The following is a 15546-nucleotide window of genomic DNA, read 5'->3' on the forward strand; positions in this document are numbered from 1 at the left end:
GGGCGGAAAGACAACCGACACAAGCGACAAGCCGCGGCGGATCGCTACACAGCCGAGGCAGGCCAAGCGGCAGCCGCACCGGCCGGGGCCGGGCATAGGCCGCCGCCGATCGCTACGCGCCTCGGCCGTCCCGGCGGGTGCGGGGCCGCCTGGGGCCGGGACGCGGCAGACCGCCTTCACGGCAAGGGGGAGGCCAAGCGGCCCGTAGGCCGTCGTGGGCCGGGCGCGCGGCGGACCGGGCCCCGGCGGAGGCCATCCCGGCGAAAGTCGGGCCATCCCGTGCCCCGCGACCCGCCCAGCGGTACCCAGAGCACGGCATCCCGCACCCACCCGCCGCGCCGCAGGTCCCAAGTCCGCCTCCCGTGCTCTGCGATCCGCTGGGCGGTACTCAGAGCACGCCAGGGCGGCCCCTGCCGCGCAGCGGCAGGGGCGCAGGCTGCTGCCGCGCTCTGCGATCCGCCCAGCGGATCGCAGAGCACGGCAGATCAGGCGCGGCCGGTGGTGAGGTGGAGGAGTAGCGGGCGGGGGGAGTTGAGCAGAGGTGGCGGTGGCAGCGAGGGGAGCGCTGACGGGGCCTCTGGGCTCTTGGATGATGGGGGGATGAACACGGAAACATGCGATCCGGCCGAACTGGCTGCCCTCCGGGAGGTTTTCGGTTCGCGGCCCGGAGCGGCTGCGGCTGCCGGGTGGGAAGCGGTGCGGGAGTTCGAGGCGGAGCACGGGGTCACGCTCCCGGAGCCTTACCGCACGTTCGTGGCGGAGGTCTGCGACGGCCTGCCGGACGGACCACCTCACTACGGGCTGCTCCCCCTGGCCGAAACCCCCGTGGACTGGGGCTCGGACCGTCCCGAGCGCAGGCTCGCCGAGCCGTTTCCGCTCACGGCTGCCTGGCTGTGGGAGGAGGATGAGGAAGACCTGTCGGTGGAGGAGTTCGAGCAGCGGACGAACCCCGTATTCGACCACGGGTCGCTGCTGCTGGGAACCGACGGCTGCGGCATGTACTGGCACCTGGTCGTCACCGGCCCGCACCGCGGGCACGTCTGGCAGATCGCGGGCGAAGGCGCCATGCCGTTCGGCCCCCAATCCCCCGACGCCGTGATGCCCGGCGTCCCCGGCTTCGCCGGCTGGGCAACCCACTGGGCCGAGGGCCGCTCCTGGTTCCCCGACGCGTAGCCCTGCCTGCTCCCACCCGTCCGCGCAGGCTGGAGGAGGGGGTGGGCCGGCCCGGTCTCCTGAAGGCCACCGGCCGGATCGCAGGGCACGGCAACCGGCCTCGGCAGGAGCAGCCGCGCCAGAGCGCGACCCGCTGGGCGGGACTCAGGACACGGCAAGCCAGCCGCGACCGCGAGGCGGCAGAGCCGCAGACCGCCTCCCGTGCCCTGAGGACCGCCAGGCGGATCGCAGGGCACGGGAACCAGCCCCGGCCCCCGCCCCAGCAGCCGCGGGACGGTCCGCGGGCCGCCGTACAGACACCTGCCGCTGGGCGGGGCGAGGCACGGTCAGTCACCTACTGCCGCGAGGCGGCAGGGCCGCGGGTGGCTTCCTGTGTCCTGAAGATCGTCAGGCGGATCAGAGGGCACGGCGACGACCGGCGCGCTCGTCGTCAGCCGGAGCAGCCGCGCCCGGTCCGGCGGCCCGCAGGCCGCTGGACCGCCTGCGCCGCGTAGCGATCCGCGCGGCACCAGCTCCAGGCCGTCCGGCTGCCGCCGGGACGGCCGGAGCACGTTGTGAAGTGCCGCGGGCAGTCGGCCCAGGCCGCCGTCTGCAACCGCCAGGCAGCCCCCGCCACGTAGCGATTCGCTGCGCCACCGGCCCCGGCCGGTCCGGCTGCCGCCGAGACTGCCGAGGCGCGTAGCGAACTCCCGCGCCATCAGCCCCACACCTCCCGGCTGCCGCCGAGACGGCCGAAGCGCGTAGCGAACTGCCGCGTCACCAGCCCCATCCCTCCCGCAGGCCGCCGGGACGGCCGGAGCGCGTAGCGATCGGTGGCGGCCTATGCCCGGCCCCAGGCGGCCCGCAGGCCGCTCAGATGGCCGCGGCTGTGTAGCGATCCGCCGCGGCTTGTGGCTTGTGGTCGTTGGTCTTTCCGCCCGGAGGGCGGGGGTGCAGGGGGACGGGATTGGCTTGGCCGACGGTGACCGGCGGAGGCTCGGGTCCCCCTGGGCGTTTCCTTTCGGGGGGCGTCCCGACAGGCAGTCATGCCGTCCGGGGCGGGGTGGTCTGTCCAGGGTGGAGCGGAGCGGAATCGCGCAGCGACGCGACCGCAGGGAGCGCCCTTGACAGGGCGCCCCGCCCCGGAAACACCGTCACGCATGGCGGGATGCCCCCAACCGGCCACCTCCACGACACCGCCCGCAGCAACGGCTCAGCCCCGGCCCGCCACCGGCTCACGTCACCCCGCCCCCCACCACGTCCGGCGGTCGCGGGCCGTGGTGTGGAGGGAGTCGGTGTCGGTGGGTTTGAGGATGCCGGCCAGGGTGGAGAGGTGGGCCGTGGCGCCCTCGCGGAGGACGTGGACGTCGCGGAGGGTCGGGGCCACCGTCAGGCGGGCGGCGTCGACGACGGCCAGGGCCGGGGTGACGGGGAAGCCGAGGGCGTGGGTGGCGAGGTCGGCCGCGCGCCGGCACCAGCGGACCGCCGGGACCGGTTCCGCGCGCCCGACCTTCAGGAGGAGGTCCCCGACGGAGGCCCGCTGCCGCCGCCCCGCCGCGGTGTGTACGGCGTACAGCCCGCCGGGTCCGATGAGCAGGTGGTCGATGGCCGCGGCGGCCGGCAGGGGTACGTCGTGCAGTACCCGCCACCCGGCCCCTTCGAGGGTGTCCAGCTCGGTGCCGAACCTCTGCCGGGCCAGGAGTGCGGCGCGGCTGCGCAGCCGCGAGCGGGTGCCCGCGCCGCCGTGTTCGAGTTCGCCGAGGAGCCGTTCGCCGGGGCGGTTGGGGGCGAGGTCGTCGTCGGGGTGGAGGGCCAGCCGGCGGAGTTCGGCGCGGCCGGGCACGGGCGGCGGCCCGATCGTCCAGCTGCCGCTGAGGAACGGCCGCAGGGCGCTGAGCACGGCCTCCTCGTCCGCCGCGGAGAGCAGGCTGATGTGTCCGCTGCCGCGGTCGTACCAGGCCCTGGCGCGCCCGTCGGGCCCGCTCACGTACAACGTCCCCGGGCCGGTCCGGCCCGCCGGTACCACTCGCAGTCCGCCGCGCATCCGCAGTCCCCCGCCTCCCCGGTGCCCCCGACCATGGGAGCAGGAGCGGGCCGCGGCGGCAAGGGACCCGGCACGGCAGGACGCTGTGTAACGACTTCGCGGCCTCGGCTATGGCCGGCTGTTACACGGCAGCGGGGTGGCCGCAACGGCGCGGCCCTAGCGTGTTGCCCCCGCCAGCCGACCGCCGCCGCGAGCACCCGCCGACGCGGGACGCCCGACGCCCGCTGCCCGCACTCCGAGCCCGAGGAGTTCCCGTGAACCCGCTCAGCCGCCGCGCCACCACCCGTACCGCCGCAGTCTGCGCGGTCGCGGCCGCCGCCGTGCTGGCCCTGCCCGCCGCCTCCGCCCTCGCGGACGGAGGGCCCGCTTCCGCCCCCGGGCGGGCGCACGCGCTGCCCGAGGGCGCGGGCGGGTACAAGACCGCCCAGCGCACCGGTACGGGCCTCCCCACGGGTACGGCCGATGCGGCGTACGCGGCCGCCGCGGCCGGCACCGCCGGGGCGGACGCCACGGGCGGTACCGACGCCTCCGCGGCCCTGCGCCTCGACGCGCTCACGGAGCGGGCGGGCAGCGGGGTGGTGCTGCTCGGCGCGGGCGGCGGGATGGCGGCCGTGGGGGCGGCGGGGCTGGGCTTCGCGATGATGCGGCGCGGACGCACGGCCTGTTGAGGGCGGTACGGCGGCCGTACGCGTCCGGGGGCGGAGCCCCCACCCGTTCCGCCCTCACCGATTCCGAATAGGGTGAACCATCACAAGAGCCCCCAAATACGGAGTCGAGGAGGACGGACCCGCCCGTGAAGCCGCGCCGCACGGCCCGAGCCGCCGCCGCACCCCTGCCGCCCTCCGCCGCACCGGCCGCACCCGCCACACGCGCCACTCCCCCCGCACCCGCCGCGCTGGCCCTGTCCGCGCTGGCGGCCGTCTCGGTGCTGCTGCTCTCGGGGTGCAGCGACACCGGCGGGCCGGAGAGCGCGGGGCCGACCCCGGTCGCGAGCGGGCCGGTGCACCTGTGGCCGGGCCGCCAGGGCGCCTCCCCGCTGCCCTCGGAGCCGGGCGGCAGCCCGCCCGAGTACGTCAGGGGCATCCCACCGGTGACCGGGCAGAACGTACGGCAGGTCAACCCGCTCGCCCTCGTGAAGGCCGAGCAGCAGGCCAACCAGGGGGTGCAGACCGGGCCCGACTGGCTGCCCGACCAGGTGGTGCGGCAGATCGACGCGTGCGGGACGGCCGGGGAGCCGGGCTGCCCGGTGCTCGCCCCGTACTACCGCGACCTGACGGGCAACGGGCACGCCGAGCTGATCCTCGGCATCGAGCTCCCCGACCACCAGCTGGCCGTACGGGCCTACACGGCCGACGGGGACGGCCGGCTCAACCGGATCATGGGCACGATCGAGTCGGTGATCAGCGTCGAGCTGGCGGGCCGGGACGTGATCCTGCGCGTACCGGGCGGGAACCCCGGCTACGAGTGGAACATCGCCTGGTCCTGGGACCCCAAGCAGCGCACGATGATCGTGACCCGGGACCAGATCGTCCGGATGCCGCAGAACGGCGCGGAAAGCGGCGGACAGGGCGGCCGGGGCGGACGGAGCAGCAGTCAGGGCTCCGGGACGGGTACGGGCCCCGGCCCCGGCCCCGCCCCCGGTACGGACTCCGGCCCCGGCCCCGCCCCCGTACCCGGGGAGCCCGCGGAGCCGTCCGCCGCCGGGTCCCTCGTGGATCCGGCCGCACCCGGCGCGTCCGCCGACCCCGGCGCCCCCGCCGATCCGGACGATCCCGTGCCCGCCCGCCCGGCCTCCCCCGCGGGGTCCCCGTGAGGCCCCGCCTGCCCGCCTGGACGGCCACCCTCACCTGGAAGTCGGCCTGCTTCATCGTCGTGATGTGCTGCACGCTCGCGGCGGTGCTGGGGGCCCTGGTGCACGTGGAGGTGACCCGGCAGACCGTGCACACGGCCCGGGAGAAGGCGCTCACCCGGCTCACCGACGCCGCGCGCGCGTACGAGGCGGGCGATCCGCTCCCCCACGGCGCCTCGGTCGACCCGGCGCAGCTGCCGGACTCGCTGCGCCGGCTGGCGCTGGCCGGGGAGCGCGGTACGGCCGTCGCCGAGGCGGACGGCGGCCCGGTGATGTGGGCCGCGGGCCCGGCGGACGGCCGGGCCCTGGCCACGGCGCTCGACTACACGCAGAGCGCGCGCACGATCAGCGGGCTGGACAACGCGATCATCGGCTCCGCCGGGCTCGCCATCGGGCTCACGCTGCTGGTGGGGGCCTTCGCGGTCACCCGGATCACCCGGCGGCTGCACCTGACGGCCTCGGTGGCCCGCCGGATCAGCCAGGGCGACCTGGACGCCCGGGTGGACGACCCTCGGACCGCGGACCCGGACCGGCGGCACCGGCTGGACGAGGTGGCCACGGTCTCCGCGGCCCTGGACCGGATGGCCTCGACGCTCCAGGCCAAGCTGCTGAGCGAGCAGCGGTTCACCGCCGACGTGGCGCACGAGCTCCGCACCCCGCTGACCGGCCTGTCGGCGGCTGCGGAGCTGCTCCCGGAGGGCCGCCCCACCGAGATGGTGCGCGAACGCGTCCGCACGATGCGGCAGCTGACGGAGGACCTGCTGGAGATCTCGCGGCTGGACGCGGGCAGCGAGGGCCTGGAGACGGACCTGCACCGGCTGGCCCCGCTCGCGCAGCGGGTGGTGCGCGCCTCGGGGACGCCCACCGAGGTCGTCATCGTCCGGGACCACTACGTGGAGACGGACCGGCGGCGCCTGGAGCGCGTACTCGGCAACCTGGTCTCGAACGCGCACACGCACGGCCGCGCCCCGGTGGTGCTGACCGTGGACGGCCTGGTGGTCTCGGTCCGCGACCACGGCGACGGCTATCCGGACTACCTGGTGGCGCACGGCCCGCAGCGCTTCCGCACGGAGGCGGGCGCCGGGGGCAAGGGCCACGGGCTGGGGCTGACGATCGCGCGCGGCCAGGCCGGGGCGATCGGCGCGGAGCTGGTGTTCCGCAACGCGCCCGGGGGCGGCGCGCTCGCGGTGCTGACCCTGCCGGCCCCGCCCCCGGAACACCTCCCGCCGCTCCCGGCAGAGCCGGAGCCGGGGACCGGTCCGGAGCCGGGGACCGGGCCGGGTACGGGGACCGGGCCGGAGCCGGGTACGGACTCCCGCGACCGCGCCTGACGCCTCGTCACAGCCTGACATGACCGGTCATCACCAGACATGAGCAGACATAAAGGCACATAAGCTGCTACCGCTTGCTACGTTGCCGATATGACCGCACTGACGGCAACGGCGGCGGACGCCCCGCCGCTCGCCACCGGCCGCGCCAAGCGCAGGGGCGTGGAGCTGGCCCTGCTCGCGGGCGCCGTGCTGACCGTCCTCCTCGGCTACCTCTGCGCCGGGCTCGCGACCGGCGGCCGCATCCCCCCGGACACCTCCCGGTACGCCGCGGGCCTCGCCGCCGGGGCCCTGGCCGCGCATCTGGCGGTACGTTTCACCGCCCCGTACGCCGACCCCCTCCTGCTGCCCATCGCCGTGCTCCTCAACGGGCTCGGCCTGGTGCTGATCGCACGGCTGGACCTGGAGACCCCCGGGCAGGCCACGGCCCCCGCGCAGCTGGTCTGGTCGGCCCTGGGGCTCGGGCTGTTCGTCCTGGTCACCGCGGTGCTGCGGGATCACCGGGTGCTCCAGCGGTACGCGTACCTGTCGGCGGCCGCGGCGCTCTTCCTGATGCTGGCACCGGTGTTCTTCCCCGCGGTCAACGGGGCCCACATCTGGGTGCGGGTCGGCGGACTGTCCTTCCAGCCGGGCGAGTTCGCGAAGGTCCTCCTCGCCCTCTTCTTCGCGGCCTACCTCGCCGCGAACCGCACCGCCCTCGCCCTCACCGGCCGCCGGGTCGTCGGCCGCCTGCGGCTGCTCCCGGGCCGGGTCCTGGGGCCGATCCTGGGCATCTGGCTGCTCAGCGTGGGGGTGCTGGTCCTGGAGCGGGACCTCGGCACCTCCCTCCTCTTCTTCGGCCTGTTCGTGATCATGCTGTTCGTGGCCACCGGCCGGATCGGCTGGATCGCGGTCGGGCTGCTCCTCGCGGCCCTCGGCGCGTACGCCGTCGGCACCCTGGAGCCGCACGTCAACAGCCGGGTGCAGGACTGGCTGGACCCCTACGCCTCCATCGAGCGCGGGCAGGGCCCCGGCCAGCTGGCCCAGTCGCTCTTCGCCTTCGGCGCGGGCGAGGTGCTCGGCACCGGGCTGGGCCTCGGCAACTCGATCCTGATCGGCTTCGCCGCGAAGTCCGACTTCATCCTCGCCACCGCGGGCGAGGAGCTGGGCCTGGCGGGCCTGACCGCGATCCTCCTCCTGTACGGGCTGCTGGTCGCCCGCGGCTTCGGCGCGGGCCTCGCCCTGCGGGACCCGTTCGGACGGCTGCTGGCCACCGGGCTGGCCTCGATCGTGGCCCTCCAGGTGTTCGTGATCACGGGCGGGGTCACCGGGCTGATCCCGCTGACGGGCATGGCCATGCCCTTCCTCGCCCAGGGCGGCTCCTCCGTCGTCACCAACTGGATCATCGTCGCCCTGCTGGTCCGGCTCAGCCACTGCGCCCGCAGCCCGCAGCCGGACGGCCCCCACGCCCACGGGCCCGACGGGGGCGCCGGGGACGCCGAACCCCCCGGGGCCAGCGGAACCGACGCGACCACCCGACCACCCGGGACCGCCGGAGCCCCCGGGACCGCCCGGTGATCCGCCACATCCGCTGGTCGGCCGGGTTCTGTGCGCTGCTGCTCGCCGCGCTGCTGGCCAACGCCGTCCGCGTCCAGGTCGCCGAGGCGGGGGCGGCGGCCGCGAACCCCGCCAACAAGCGGGAGGGCATCGCGCGCTACGCCAAGCCGCGCGGGGACATCCTGGTCGACGGCCGGCCCGTGACCGGCTCCAAGGACAGCGGCCAGCTGCTGCGCTTCGAGCGCTCGTACGTCCACGGCCCGCTGTACGCCCCGGTCACCGGCTTCGCCTCGCAGACGTACGGCACGAGCTTCGTGGAGCGCGCCGAGGACGGCGTCCTGTCCGGCACCGACCCGGGGCTGTCCCTGATCCCGCTGTGGAACGACATCCTGCGCCGCCGCCCGCCCGGCGGGGACGCGGCCACCACGGTCAAGGCCCGGATGCAGCGGGCCGCGTACGCCGGACTGGCCGGGCGGCGCGGGGCCGTGGCCGCGCTGGAGCCCGCCACCGGCCGGATCCTCGCCCTGGTCAGCAGCCCCTCGTACGATCCGGAGGTGCTGTCCGGCACGGGTTCGGCGGTGGCCGGGGCCTGGCGGCGGCTGAACGCCGACCCGACGCGGCCGATGCTCAACCGGGCGCTGCGCGAGACCTATCCGCCGGGCTCGACCTTCAAGATCGTGACGGCCGCGGCGGCCCTGGACGCCGGGGTGGTCGCGGATCCGGACGCGCCCACGGACACCCCCGACCCGTACGTCCTGCCCGGCACCCGCACCCTGCTGCCGAACGCCGGCTCGGGCTGCCGGGACGCCTCGATGGCGGAGGCCGTCCGCTGGTCCTGCAACACGGTGATGGCGAAGATCGGCGTGGGCGTGGGCCTGCGCGGGATGGTCGAGGCGGCGGAACGATTCGGCTTCAACGACGGCGGGCTGCGGGTGCCCTCCTGGGTGTCCCGGTCGAACTTCGACACCGACATGAGCCGCGACCAGCTTGCCCTGTCCGCCATCGGGCAGTTCAACACCAAGGCCACCCCGCTCCAGATGGCGATGGTCGCGGCCGCCGTGGCCAACGGCGGCGAGCTGATGTACCCGTACCTGGTGGAGAAGACCACCGAGGACGACGGGGGCACCGTGCGCCACGCCGGCCGGCGCAGCCTGGGCCGGGCCATGAGCCCCGGCACCGCCCTGCGGCTCCAGGAGCTGATGGTGCAGGTGGTCGAGGACGGTACGGGGCGCAACGCGGCCGTGCCGGGGGCCGTGGTCGGCGGCAAGACGGGCACCGCGCAGCACGGGCTGGGCAACGCGGGCACCCCGTACGCCTGGTTCATCGCCTGGGCCAGGCCGGAGGGGGCGCCGCTGCCGACCGCGGCGGTGGCCGTGGTGGTCGAGGACGCGGAGGCCGACCGGGGGGACATCAGCGGCAACAGCAGCGCCGCCCCGATCGCCCGGGCGGTCCTCGAAGCGGCCCTGGCGGACAGCCCGGCGGCGGGCGCGTCGGCTCCACGGCGCCCCGCACCGCGCTGAACCGCCGGGGAGGGAGCCCCTATGCCCCCTCCTCCCCGTCCACCCGTCCCGTCTCCTCCGTCTCCCCCGCGCCCTCCGCCACCGCCCGGGCGACCTCCTCGACGCGCGCCGCCTCCTCCGCCGCGAAGCGTTCGCGGTCGAGGGCCTCGGCGACCTCCTCGTCCCGGGTCATCAGCAGGTCGAGGCTGGCGTCGCCGAGTTCGAGGACGCCCATGTCGACGTAGGCGCGCTGGAGGCGTTCGCCCCACAGCCCGATGTCCTTCACGCAGGGCACGATCCGGCTGAACAGCAGCTTGCGGAAGAGCCCCAGGAACTCCGAGCGCTCGGAGAGCTCCTCGGCCTCCTTCCTCGGCACGCCGAAGTTCTCCAGCACCTCCACCCCGCGCAGCCGGTCCCGCATCAGGTAGCAGCCCTCGATGACGAACTCCTCGCGCTCGCGCAGTTCGGCGTCGGTGAGCTGCCGGTAGTAGTCGCGCAGGGCCATCCGGCCGAAGGCCACGTGCCGGGCCTCGTCCTGCATGACGTACGCGAGGATCTGGCGGGGCAGCGGCTTGGGGGTGGTGTCGCGGATCATCCCGAAGGCGGCGAGGGCCAGGCCCTCGATGAGCACCTGCATCCCGAGGTACGGCATGTCCCAGCGGGAGTCGCGCAGGGTGTCGCCGAGCAGCCCCTGGAGGTTGTCGTCGACGGGGTAGAGCATCCCGATCTTCTCGTGGAGGAAGCGGGAGTAGATCTCGGCGTGCCGGGCCTCGTCCATGGTCTGGGTGGCGGAGTAGTACTTGGCGTCGAGGTCCGGTACGGACTCCACGATGCGGGCGGCGCAGACCATGGCGCCCTGCTCGCCGTGGAGGAACTGGCTGAACTGCCAGGAGGTGTAGTGCCGGCGCAGGTCGCCCCGGTCCTTCGCGGTGAGCTTGGGCCAGTACCGGGTGCCGTACAGGGTCATCATCTCGTCGGGGGTGCCGAGCGGGTCGTACGGGTCGACGTCGAGGTCCCAGTCGATGCGCCGGGCCCCGTCCCACTGCTTGTCCTTGCCCTTCTGGTAGAGGGCGAGGAGCCGCTCGCGGCCCTCGTCGTACTCCCAGGTGAACCGGGCCGCGCCGGTCGCCGGCACCTGCCACACCGGCGCTGCCGGCCGCTGGGTGTAGAGCTCGTGCGTCGCCACCGGTGCCTCCTTCGTCCGGCGGGTGCCGGAGGTGACGTGGGGTGAAGTGCCGTACGGGTCCGGCCCGTACGCGCCTGGCCTTCGGCAGCGTCACACGTTGTCAGACACCGGGTCAACAAGTCGTGCGCGAGGGATTGACGGCCTTGCTGACAAGCAGTCTCATAAGCAGTGACCGCCGGTAACCCCTTCTCCCGACGAGGTGCCCCCGCCATGACCACCGTGACGCCAGGGACCGAGCCCACCGCCCTGCGGGACGCCCTCGGCCTGCTCAAGGACCGCGAGCAGGTCGCCGAGCGGCTGCTCGACTCCTCAGCCAGGCACTCCTTCGACCCCGACAAGGAGCTCGACTGGGAGGCCCCGCCGGTCGAGGGCAAGTGGTTCTGGCCCCCGGAGCTCGTCTCGCTCTACGACACCCCGCTGTGGAAGCGGATGTCCGAGGAGCAGCGGATGGAGCTGGCCCGCCACGAGGCCGCCGCCCTGGCCTCCCTCGGCATCTGGTTCGAGGTGATCCTCATGCAGCTGCTGGTCCGGCACATCTACGACAAGCCGCTGACCAGCATGCACGTCCGGTACGCCCTCACGGAGATCGCCGACGAGTGCCGGCACTCGATGATGTTCGCCCGGATGATCCAGCGGCACGGCGCCCCCGCCTACCCGGTCACGCGGGCCAACCACAACCTCGGCCGGGTGCTGAAGACGATCTCCACCACCCCCGGCTCCTTCGCCTGCACCCTCCTCGGCGAGGAGGTGCTCGACTGGATGCAGCGGCTCACCTTCCCGGACGAGCGGGTGCAGCCCCTGGTCCGCGGGGTCACCAAGATCCACGTGATCGAGGAGGCCCGGCACGTCCGCTACGCCCGCGAGGAGCTGCGCCGCCAGATGGTCACCGCCCCCCGCTGGGAGCAGGAGCTGACCCGGATCAGCTGCGGCGAGGCCGCCCGCGTCTTCTCGGTGGCCTTCGTGAACCCGGCGGTCTACGACAACGTGGGCCTGGACCGGCGCGAGGCCCTGGCCCAGGCGAAGGCCAGCGGGCACCGGCGCGAGGTGATGCAGACGGGGGCCAAGCGGCTGACGGACTTCCTCGACGACATCGGCGTACTGCGCGGAGTGGGGCGCACGCTCTGGAAGAGGTCCGGACTCCTGGCCTGAGCGGGGCCGGGCGGGGTTACGCTGCGGGGCATGACCCGGACCCCCCAGCCCCGGCCCGTCCGGACCGCGGGCGCCCCCTCGTACCGCCGCCTGAGCGTCGAGGAGCGGCGGGTCCAGCTCCTGGAGTCGGCCCTGCAGCTGTTCGCGCACCGCGCGCCCGAGGACGTGTCGCTGGACGACGTGGCCGGGGCGGCGGGGGTCTCGCGCCCGCTCGTGTACCGGTACTTCCCCGGCGGGAAGCAGCAGTTGTACGAGGCGGCGCTGCGCTCGGCCGCCGAGGAGCTGACGGAGTGCTTCGCCGTACCGCAGACCGGTCCGCTGACGGGGCGGCTGTCCCGGGCCCTGGACCGGTACCTGGCCTTCGTGGACGGGCACGACGCCGGCTTCAGCGCGCTGCTCCAGGGCGGCAGCGTGGTGGAGACCTCGCGGACCACGGCGACGGTGGACGGGATCCGGCGGGCGGCCGCCGAGCAGATCCTCGTCCACCTGGCGGTGGCCGAACCGGGTCCGCGGCTGCGGATGACGGTGCGGACCTGGATCACGGCGGTGGAGGCCGCCTCGCTGATCTGGCTGGACGAGGGCAAGCAGCCGCCGCTGCCGGAGCTGCGGGACTGGCTGGTGGACCAGTTCGTCGCCCATCTGGCGGCCGCGGCGGCCACCGACCCGCAGACGGCCGCGGCGGCGCGGGCCGCCCTGGCCCTGGAGTCCGCCGACGGGCCGGTCGGGGTGCTGGCCCGCCGGGTGGTCCCGGTGGTCTCGGAGGCGGCGCACCTACTCTAGGGGGGTGAAGAGCCAGCACATCCACTTCCACGGCGGGCCGATGGACGGCCGTTCGCTGCCCGTCCTGCTCGGGCCGACGGGGCATCCGCCGAAGCAGTACACGATCCCCGTACCGGACGCGGCCGGCGGCCCCCCGACGGTCCTGGTCTACCGGCGGGTCCCCTCGGGCTACTCGAAGCGGCTGGGCCTGCTGAAGGGCTGGGCGTACGAGTTCGACCCGACGGGACGCGTGGACCGGCTGCGCTGGCCCTGGTCGAAGCCGGACCCCGCCGCTGCGGGGGGCGCGGGCGAGTCCGGCGGCGCAGGCGGCCCCGGGGACGCGGGCAGCCGGGACAGCCGGGGCGAGGGGCCGGGGCGCGGAACCGCTTAGGCCGGCTCCCCGCGCCCCGCGGGCGGCTGGTGCGCCGGACGGGTGGCCGCGCGGGGCCCCGGGGACCGGGTGGGCGATTCGTACTATTTCATGGTGATCTGCATGGCACGATCCCTCCTCGGAGGTGATCCCATGTCACGAGGACTGCTGCGGACGGCCTGTGTGGCCGCCGCGACCGCCGCCGCCCTGGTCACGGCGGCTCCCCCGGCCGCACTCGCCGATCCGGCCGGCCCGGCCCGGGAGCAGAGCGTCACCGAGCTGCTGACCCGGCTCCAGACCCTCTACCAGCGCGCCGAGGAGGCCTCGGAGGCCCACAACGCCACCGGCGCGGCCCTCGCCGCCCGCCGCGCCGAGGAGCGCCGGCTCAGCGCGGAGCTCGGCCGGGCCCGCACGGACCTCGGTACCCAGCTCTCCCTCGCCGGGGCCCTCGCCCGCCGCCAGTACCAGGGGGCCGACGGGCTGTCCCCGTACGCGCGGATGCTGCTGTCCGGCGATCCGCAGCAGGCCCTCGACCAGCGCCGGCTGGGCGCCCGCGAGGCCGCCGGGCGGGCCGCCCTGATCGCCCGGCTCACCGGCGCCGAACAGCGCGCGGGCTCCCTCGCCGCCGGGGCCCGCAGGGCCCTCGACGCCCAGCAGGAGCTGGCCGCCCGGCAGGAGGAGCAGCGCGCGGAGGTGGACCGGCAGCTCGACGAGGTGCAGCGGCTGCTGGCCGGGCTGACCGCCGAGCAGCTCGCCCGGCTGGCGGAGCGGGAGCAGGCGGACGAGGCCCGGGCCCAGCAGGAGCTGGTGGACTCGGGCGCCCTCGGCTCCCCCGGCGCCCCGGGCTCGCCGGGCAGCCCGCGGACCCCGACCGCCGCGGGTGGCGAGGCGGTCGCCTACGCGGCCCGGCAGATCGGCAAGCCGTACGTGTGGGGCGCCGAGGGCCCGCAGTCCTTCGACTGCTCGGGGCTGACCTCGCAGGCCTGGGCGCACGCCGGCCGGCCCATCCCGCGGACCAGCCAGGAGCAGTGGGCGCAGCTGCCGCGGGTCCCGCTGGACCAGCTGCGGCCGGGCGACCTGGTCGTCTACTTCCCGAAGGCCACGCACGTGGCCATCTACCTGGGCGACGGCAAGGTGGTGCAGGCCCCGCGGCCGGGGGCGAAGGTGAAGGTCTCGCCGCTGGCGGCGAACCCGCTGCTGGGGGCCGTGCGCCCGGACCCGGGCGGGGAGCCGCTGGCCGAGGGCGCGTACGCCCCGCCGCCGCTGCCCGGGGACGCGGCGGCGGGGGACGACACGGGCTACTCCGCGGCGGAGGCGCCCCCGTCGGCGGGCACTGCGGCGGGCTCTGCCGGGGACTCCGGCGCCGGTTCGGCGGCGGGGGCCGGGACCACCGGGGCGCCGGCCACGGCAGCGTCCGGCTCCGGCTCGGCGGAGACCGCGGCCGCGACCTCCGCGAGGTAGTCCGCCGCGTCCTGCGGGTCGTAGAAGAACCCGTCGAAGTCGGCCGGGTTGTCGAAGCCGTTGGCGAAGCGGTCCGCCACCGGCTGGAGCTGCCCGGCCGCCCCGATCAGGTTCAGCACGTGCTCCGGGGGGACCCCCAGCATGGCGTTGGTCCACTGCGTGACGGGCTTGCCGTTGGTGAACCAGTACGTGTCGAAGGTGGCCTTCATCCAGGCCTCGTCGAACGGCCGGTCGCCGTGCATGAGGATCGAGGAGAGGTACGAGGCCGCGCACTTGGACGCCGAGTTGGAGCCCTGCCCGGTGATCGGGTCGTTGGCGACCACCACGTCGGCCACGCCGAGGACCAGTCCGCCCCCGGGCAGCCGCCCGACGGGGTTGCGGACCACGGGCGCGTACCGGCCGGCCAGGGTGCCCCCCGCGTCGGTCAGTTCGACGTTGGTGGCCCGGGCGTACTCCCAGGGCGTGAACTTCTCCATCAGCTGGAGGGTGGTCGACAGGTGCTCGGCGGGGTCCTTGATCCCGCGGAACACGTCGAGCGGGCCGCCGGGCAGCCCCTCCCAGAACAGGATGTCGGCCCGCCCGGAGGTGGTGAGCGTCGGCATGACGAAGAGCTCGCCGACCCCGGGGACCAGGTTGCAGCGGACCGCCTCGGTCCCGGGGTGCTCGGGGCGCGGGCCGAGCCCGTGCACGTACGAGACGGCCAGGGCGCGCTGCGGGGTGTCGTACGGGGAGCGGGCGGCGTCCCGGGCGAAGAGGGAGACCAGTTCGCCCTTGCCGGCGGCGACCAGCACCAGGTCGTAGGTCTTCGAGAAGAAGTCCAGGTCGGAGACGGTGGCCCCGTGGATGACGAGCTGCCCTCCGCGCTGCGCGAAGGTGTCCAGCCAGCCGGCCATCTTCACCCGCTGGTCCACGGACTGCGCGAAGCCGCGCAGGCGGCCCAGCCAGTCCACGGCGCGGGAGGAGTCGGGGGCGGCGACGGAGACCCCGAGGCCCTCGATCTTCGGGGCCTGGCCCTCCCAGAAGGCGAGGCCGAGGTCGCGCTCGTGCCGGAGCGCGGTGTCGAACATGCACTGCGTGGACATCACTCGGCCGGTGCGGATCTCGTCGGCCGTGCGGTTGGACATGAGGGTGACCTCGTACCCGCGGGACTGGAGACCGAGGGCGAGCTGGAGTCCGGACTGGCCGGCTCCGACGACGAGTATCTTCCGCATGC

At 75.2% G+C, this 15546-nt stretch carries 12 protein-coding genes and 1 pseudogene; 10 read left to right on the forward strand and 3 right to left on the reverse strand.

Going from position 1 to position 15546, the window contains the following annotated elements:
• The first annotated feature begins 600 nt into the window (after positions 1-600).
• Complete coding sequence (locus ACZ7JZ_RS19340) at positions 601-1173, forward strand: SMI1/KNR4 family protein (protein WP_470940690.1); 573 nt, start codon at positions 601-603, stop codon at positions 1171-1173.
• A gap of 1219 nt (positions 1174-2392) precedes the next feature.
• Here ACZ7JZ_RS19340 and ACZ7JZ_RS19345 read toward each other — a convergent pair.
• The gene (locus tag ACZ7JZ_RS19345; protein ID WP_470940693.1) at positions 2393-3139 is read right to left on the reverse strand and encodes a nuclease-related domain-containing protein; all 747 of its coding nucleotides are present in this window, start codon (positions 3137-3139) and stop codon (positions 2393-2395) included.
• Positions 3140-3450: 311 nt separating this feature from the next.
• Between ACZ7JZ_RS19345 and ACZ7JZ_RS19350 the strand changes: the two genes are divergently transcribed.
• From ACZ7JZ_RS19350 to ACZ7JZ_RS19370, 5 genes are all read left to right on the forward strand, one after another.
• Positions 3451-3864, forward strand: a complete 414-nt coding sequence (locus ACZ7JZ_RS19350; protein WP_470940696.1) for a hypothetical protein — start codon at positions 3451-3453, stop codon at positions 3862-3864.
• Positions 3865-3989: 125 nt separating this feature from the next.
• Positions 3990-5009, forward strand: a complete 1020-nt coding sequence (locus ACZ7JZ_RS19355) for a hypothetical protein (protein ID WP_470940699.1) — start codon at positions 3990-3992, stop codon at positions 5007-5009.
• A 62-nt stretch (positions 5010-5071) separates the two neighbouring features.
• Entirely contained in the window at positions 5072-6376 is a 1305-nt protein-coding gene (locus ACZ7JZ_RS19360) for an ATP-binding protein (protein ID WP_470940964.1), read from the forward strand.
• 99 nt (positions 6377-6475) lie between these two features.
• Complete coding sequence (locus ACZ7JZ_RS19365; protein ID WP_470940965.1) at positions 6476-7930, forward strand: FtsW/RodA/SpoVE family cell cycle protein; 1455 nt, start codon at positions 6476-6478, stop codon at positions 7928-7930.
• Positions 7927-9429: a penicillin-binding transpeptidase domain-containing protein gene (locus ACZ7JZ_RS19370; protein ID WP_470940702.1), complete on the forward strand. Its 1503-nt coding sequence runs from the start codon at positions 7927-7929 to the stop codon at positions 9427-9429. The genes ACZ7JZ_RS19365 and ACZ7JZ_RS19370 overlap by 4 nt, the downstream gene beginning before the upstream one ends.
• A 19-nt stretch (positions 9430-9448) precedes the next feature.
• Here ACZ7JZ_RS19370 and ACZ7JZ_RS19375 read toward each other — a convergent pair whose 3' ends face one another.
• Positions 9449-10594: a ferritin-like domain-containing protein gene (locus ACZ7JZ_RS19375; protein ID WP_470940705.1), complete on the reverse strand. Its 1146-nt coding sequence runs from the start codon at positions 10592-10594 to the stop codon at positions 9449-9451.
• 210 nt (positions 10595-10804) lie between these two features.
• Between ACZ7JZ_RS19375 and ACZ7JZ_RS19380 the strand changes: the two genes are divergently transcribed.
• The 4 genes and pseudogenes from ACZ7JZ_RS19380 to ACZ7JZ_RS19395 all read left to right on the forward strand — a co-directional run.
• Positions 10805-11743 (forward strand): AurF N-oxygenase family protein, encoded by a 939-nt coding sequence (locus ACZ7JZ_RS19380; protein WP_470940708.1) that lies wholly within the window; start codon positions 10805-10807, stop codon positions 11741-11743.
• Between the two features lie 30 nt (positions 11744-11773).
• The gene (locus tag ACZ7JZ_RS19385; protein ID WP_470940711.1) at positions 11774-12523 is read left to right on the forward strand and encodes a TetR/AcrR family transcriptional regulator; all 750 of its coding nucleotides are present in this window, start codon (positions 11774-11776) and stop codon (positions 12521-12523) included.
• 4 nt (positions 12524-12527) lie between these two features.
• Entirely contained in the window at positions 12528-12893 is a 366-nt protein-coding gene (locus ACZ7JZ_RS19390; RefSeq protein WP_470940714.1) for a hypothetical protein, read from the forward strand.
• 132 nt (positions 12894-13025) lie between these two features.
• A pseudogene (locus tag ACZ7JZ_RS19395) lies at positions 13026-14192 on the forward strand (C40 family peptidase); the annotation flags it as partial.
• Here ACZ7JZ_RS19395 and ACZ7JZ_RS19400 read toward each other — a convergent pair.
• Entirely contained in the window at positions 14171-15544 is a 1374-nt protein-coding gene (locus ACZ7JZ_RS19400) for a styrene monooxygenase/indole monooxygenase family protein (RefSeq protein ID WP_470940715.1), read from the reverse strand. The pseudogene ACZ7JZ_RS19395 and the gene ACZ7JZ_RS19400 sit on opposite strands and share 22 nt — an antisense overlap.
• Positions 15545-15546: the final 2 nt, after the last annotated feature.

The sequence above is a fragment of the Streptomyces sp. NPDC038213 genome, from assembly GCF_055600495.1.

What these genes read in the sequence shown, in the direction of transcription:
- ACZ7JZ_RS19340 (WP_470940690.1), top strand. Translation starts at nt 601, where the DNA reads ATGAACACGGAAACATGCGATCCGGCCGAACTGGCTGCCCTCCGGGAG.
- ACZ7JZ_RS19360 (WP_470940964.1), top strand. Translation starts at nt 5,072, where the DNA reads ATGTGCTGCACGCTCGCGGCGGTGCTGGGGGCCCTGGTGCACGTGGAG.
- ACZ7JZ_RS19380 (WP_470940708.1), top strand. Translation starts at nt 10,805, where the DNA reads ATGACCACCGTGACGCCAGGGACCGAGCCCACCGCCCTGCGGGACGCC.
- ACZ7JZ_RS19385 (WP_470940711.1), top strand. Translation starts at nt 11,774, where the DNA reads ATGACCCGGACCCCCCAGCCCCGGCCCGTCCGGACCGCGGGCGCCCCC.
- ACZ7JZ_RS19400 (WP_470940715.1), bottom strand. Translation starts at nt 15,544, where the DNA reads ATGCGGAAGATACTCGTCGTCGGAGCCGGCCAGTCCGGACTCCAGCTC.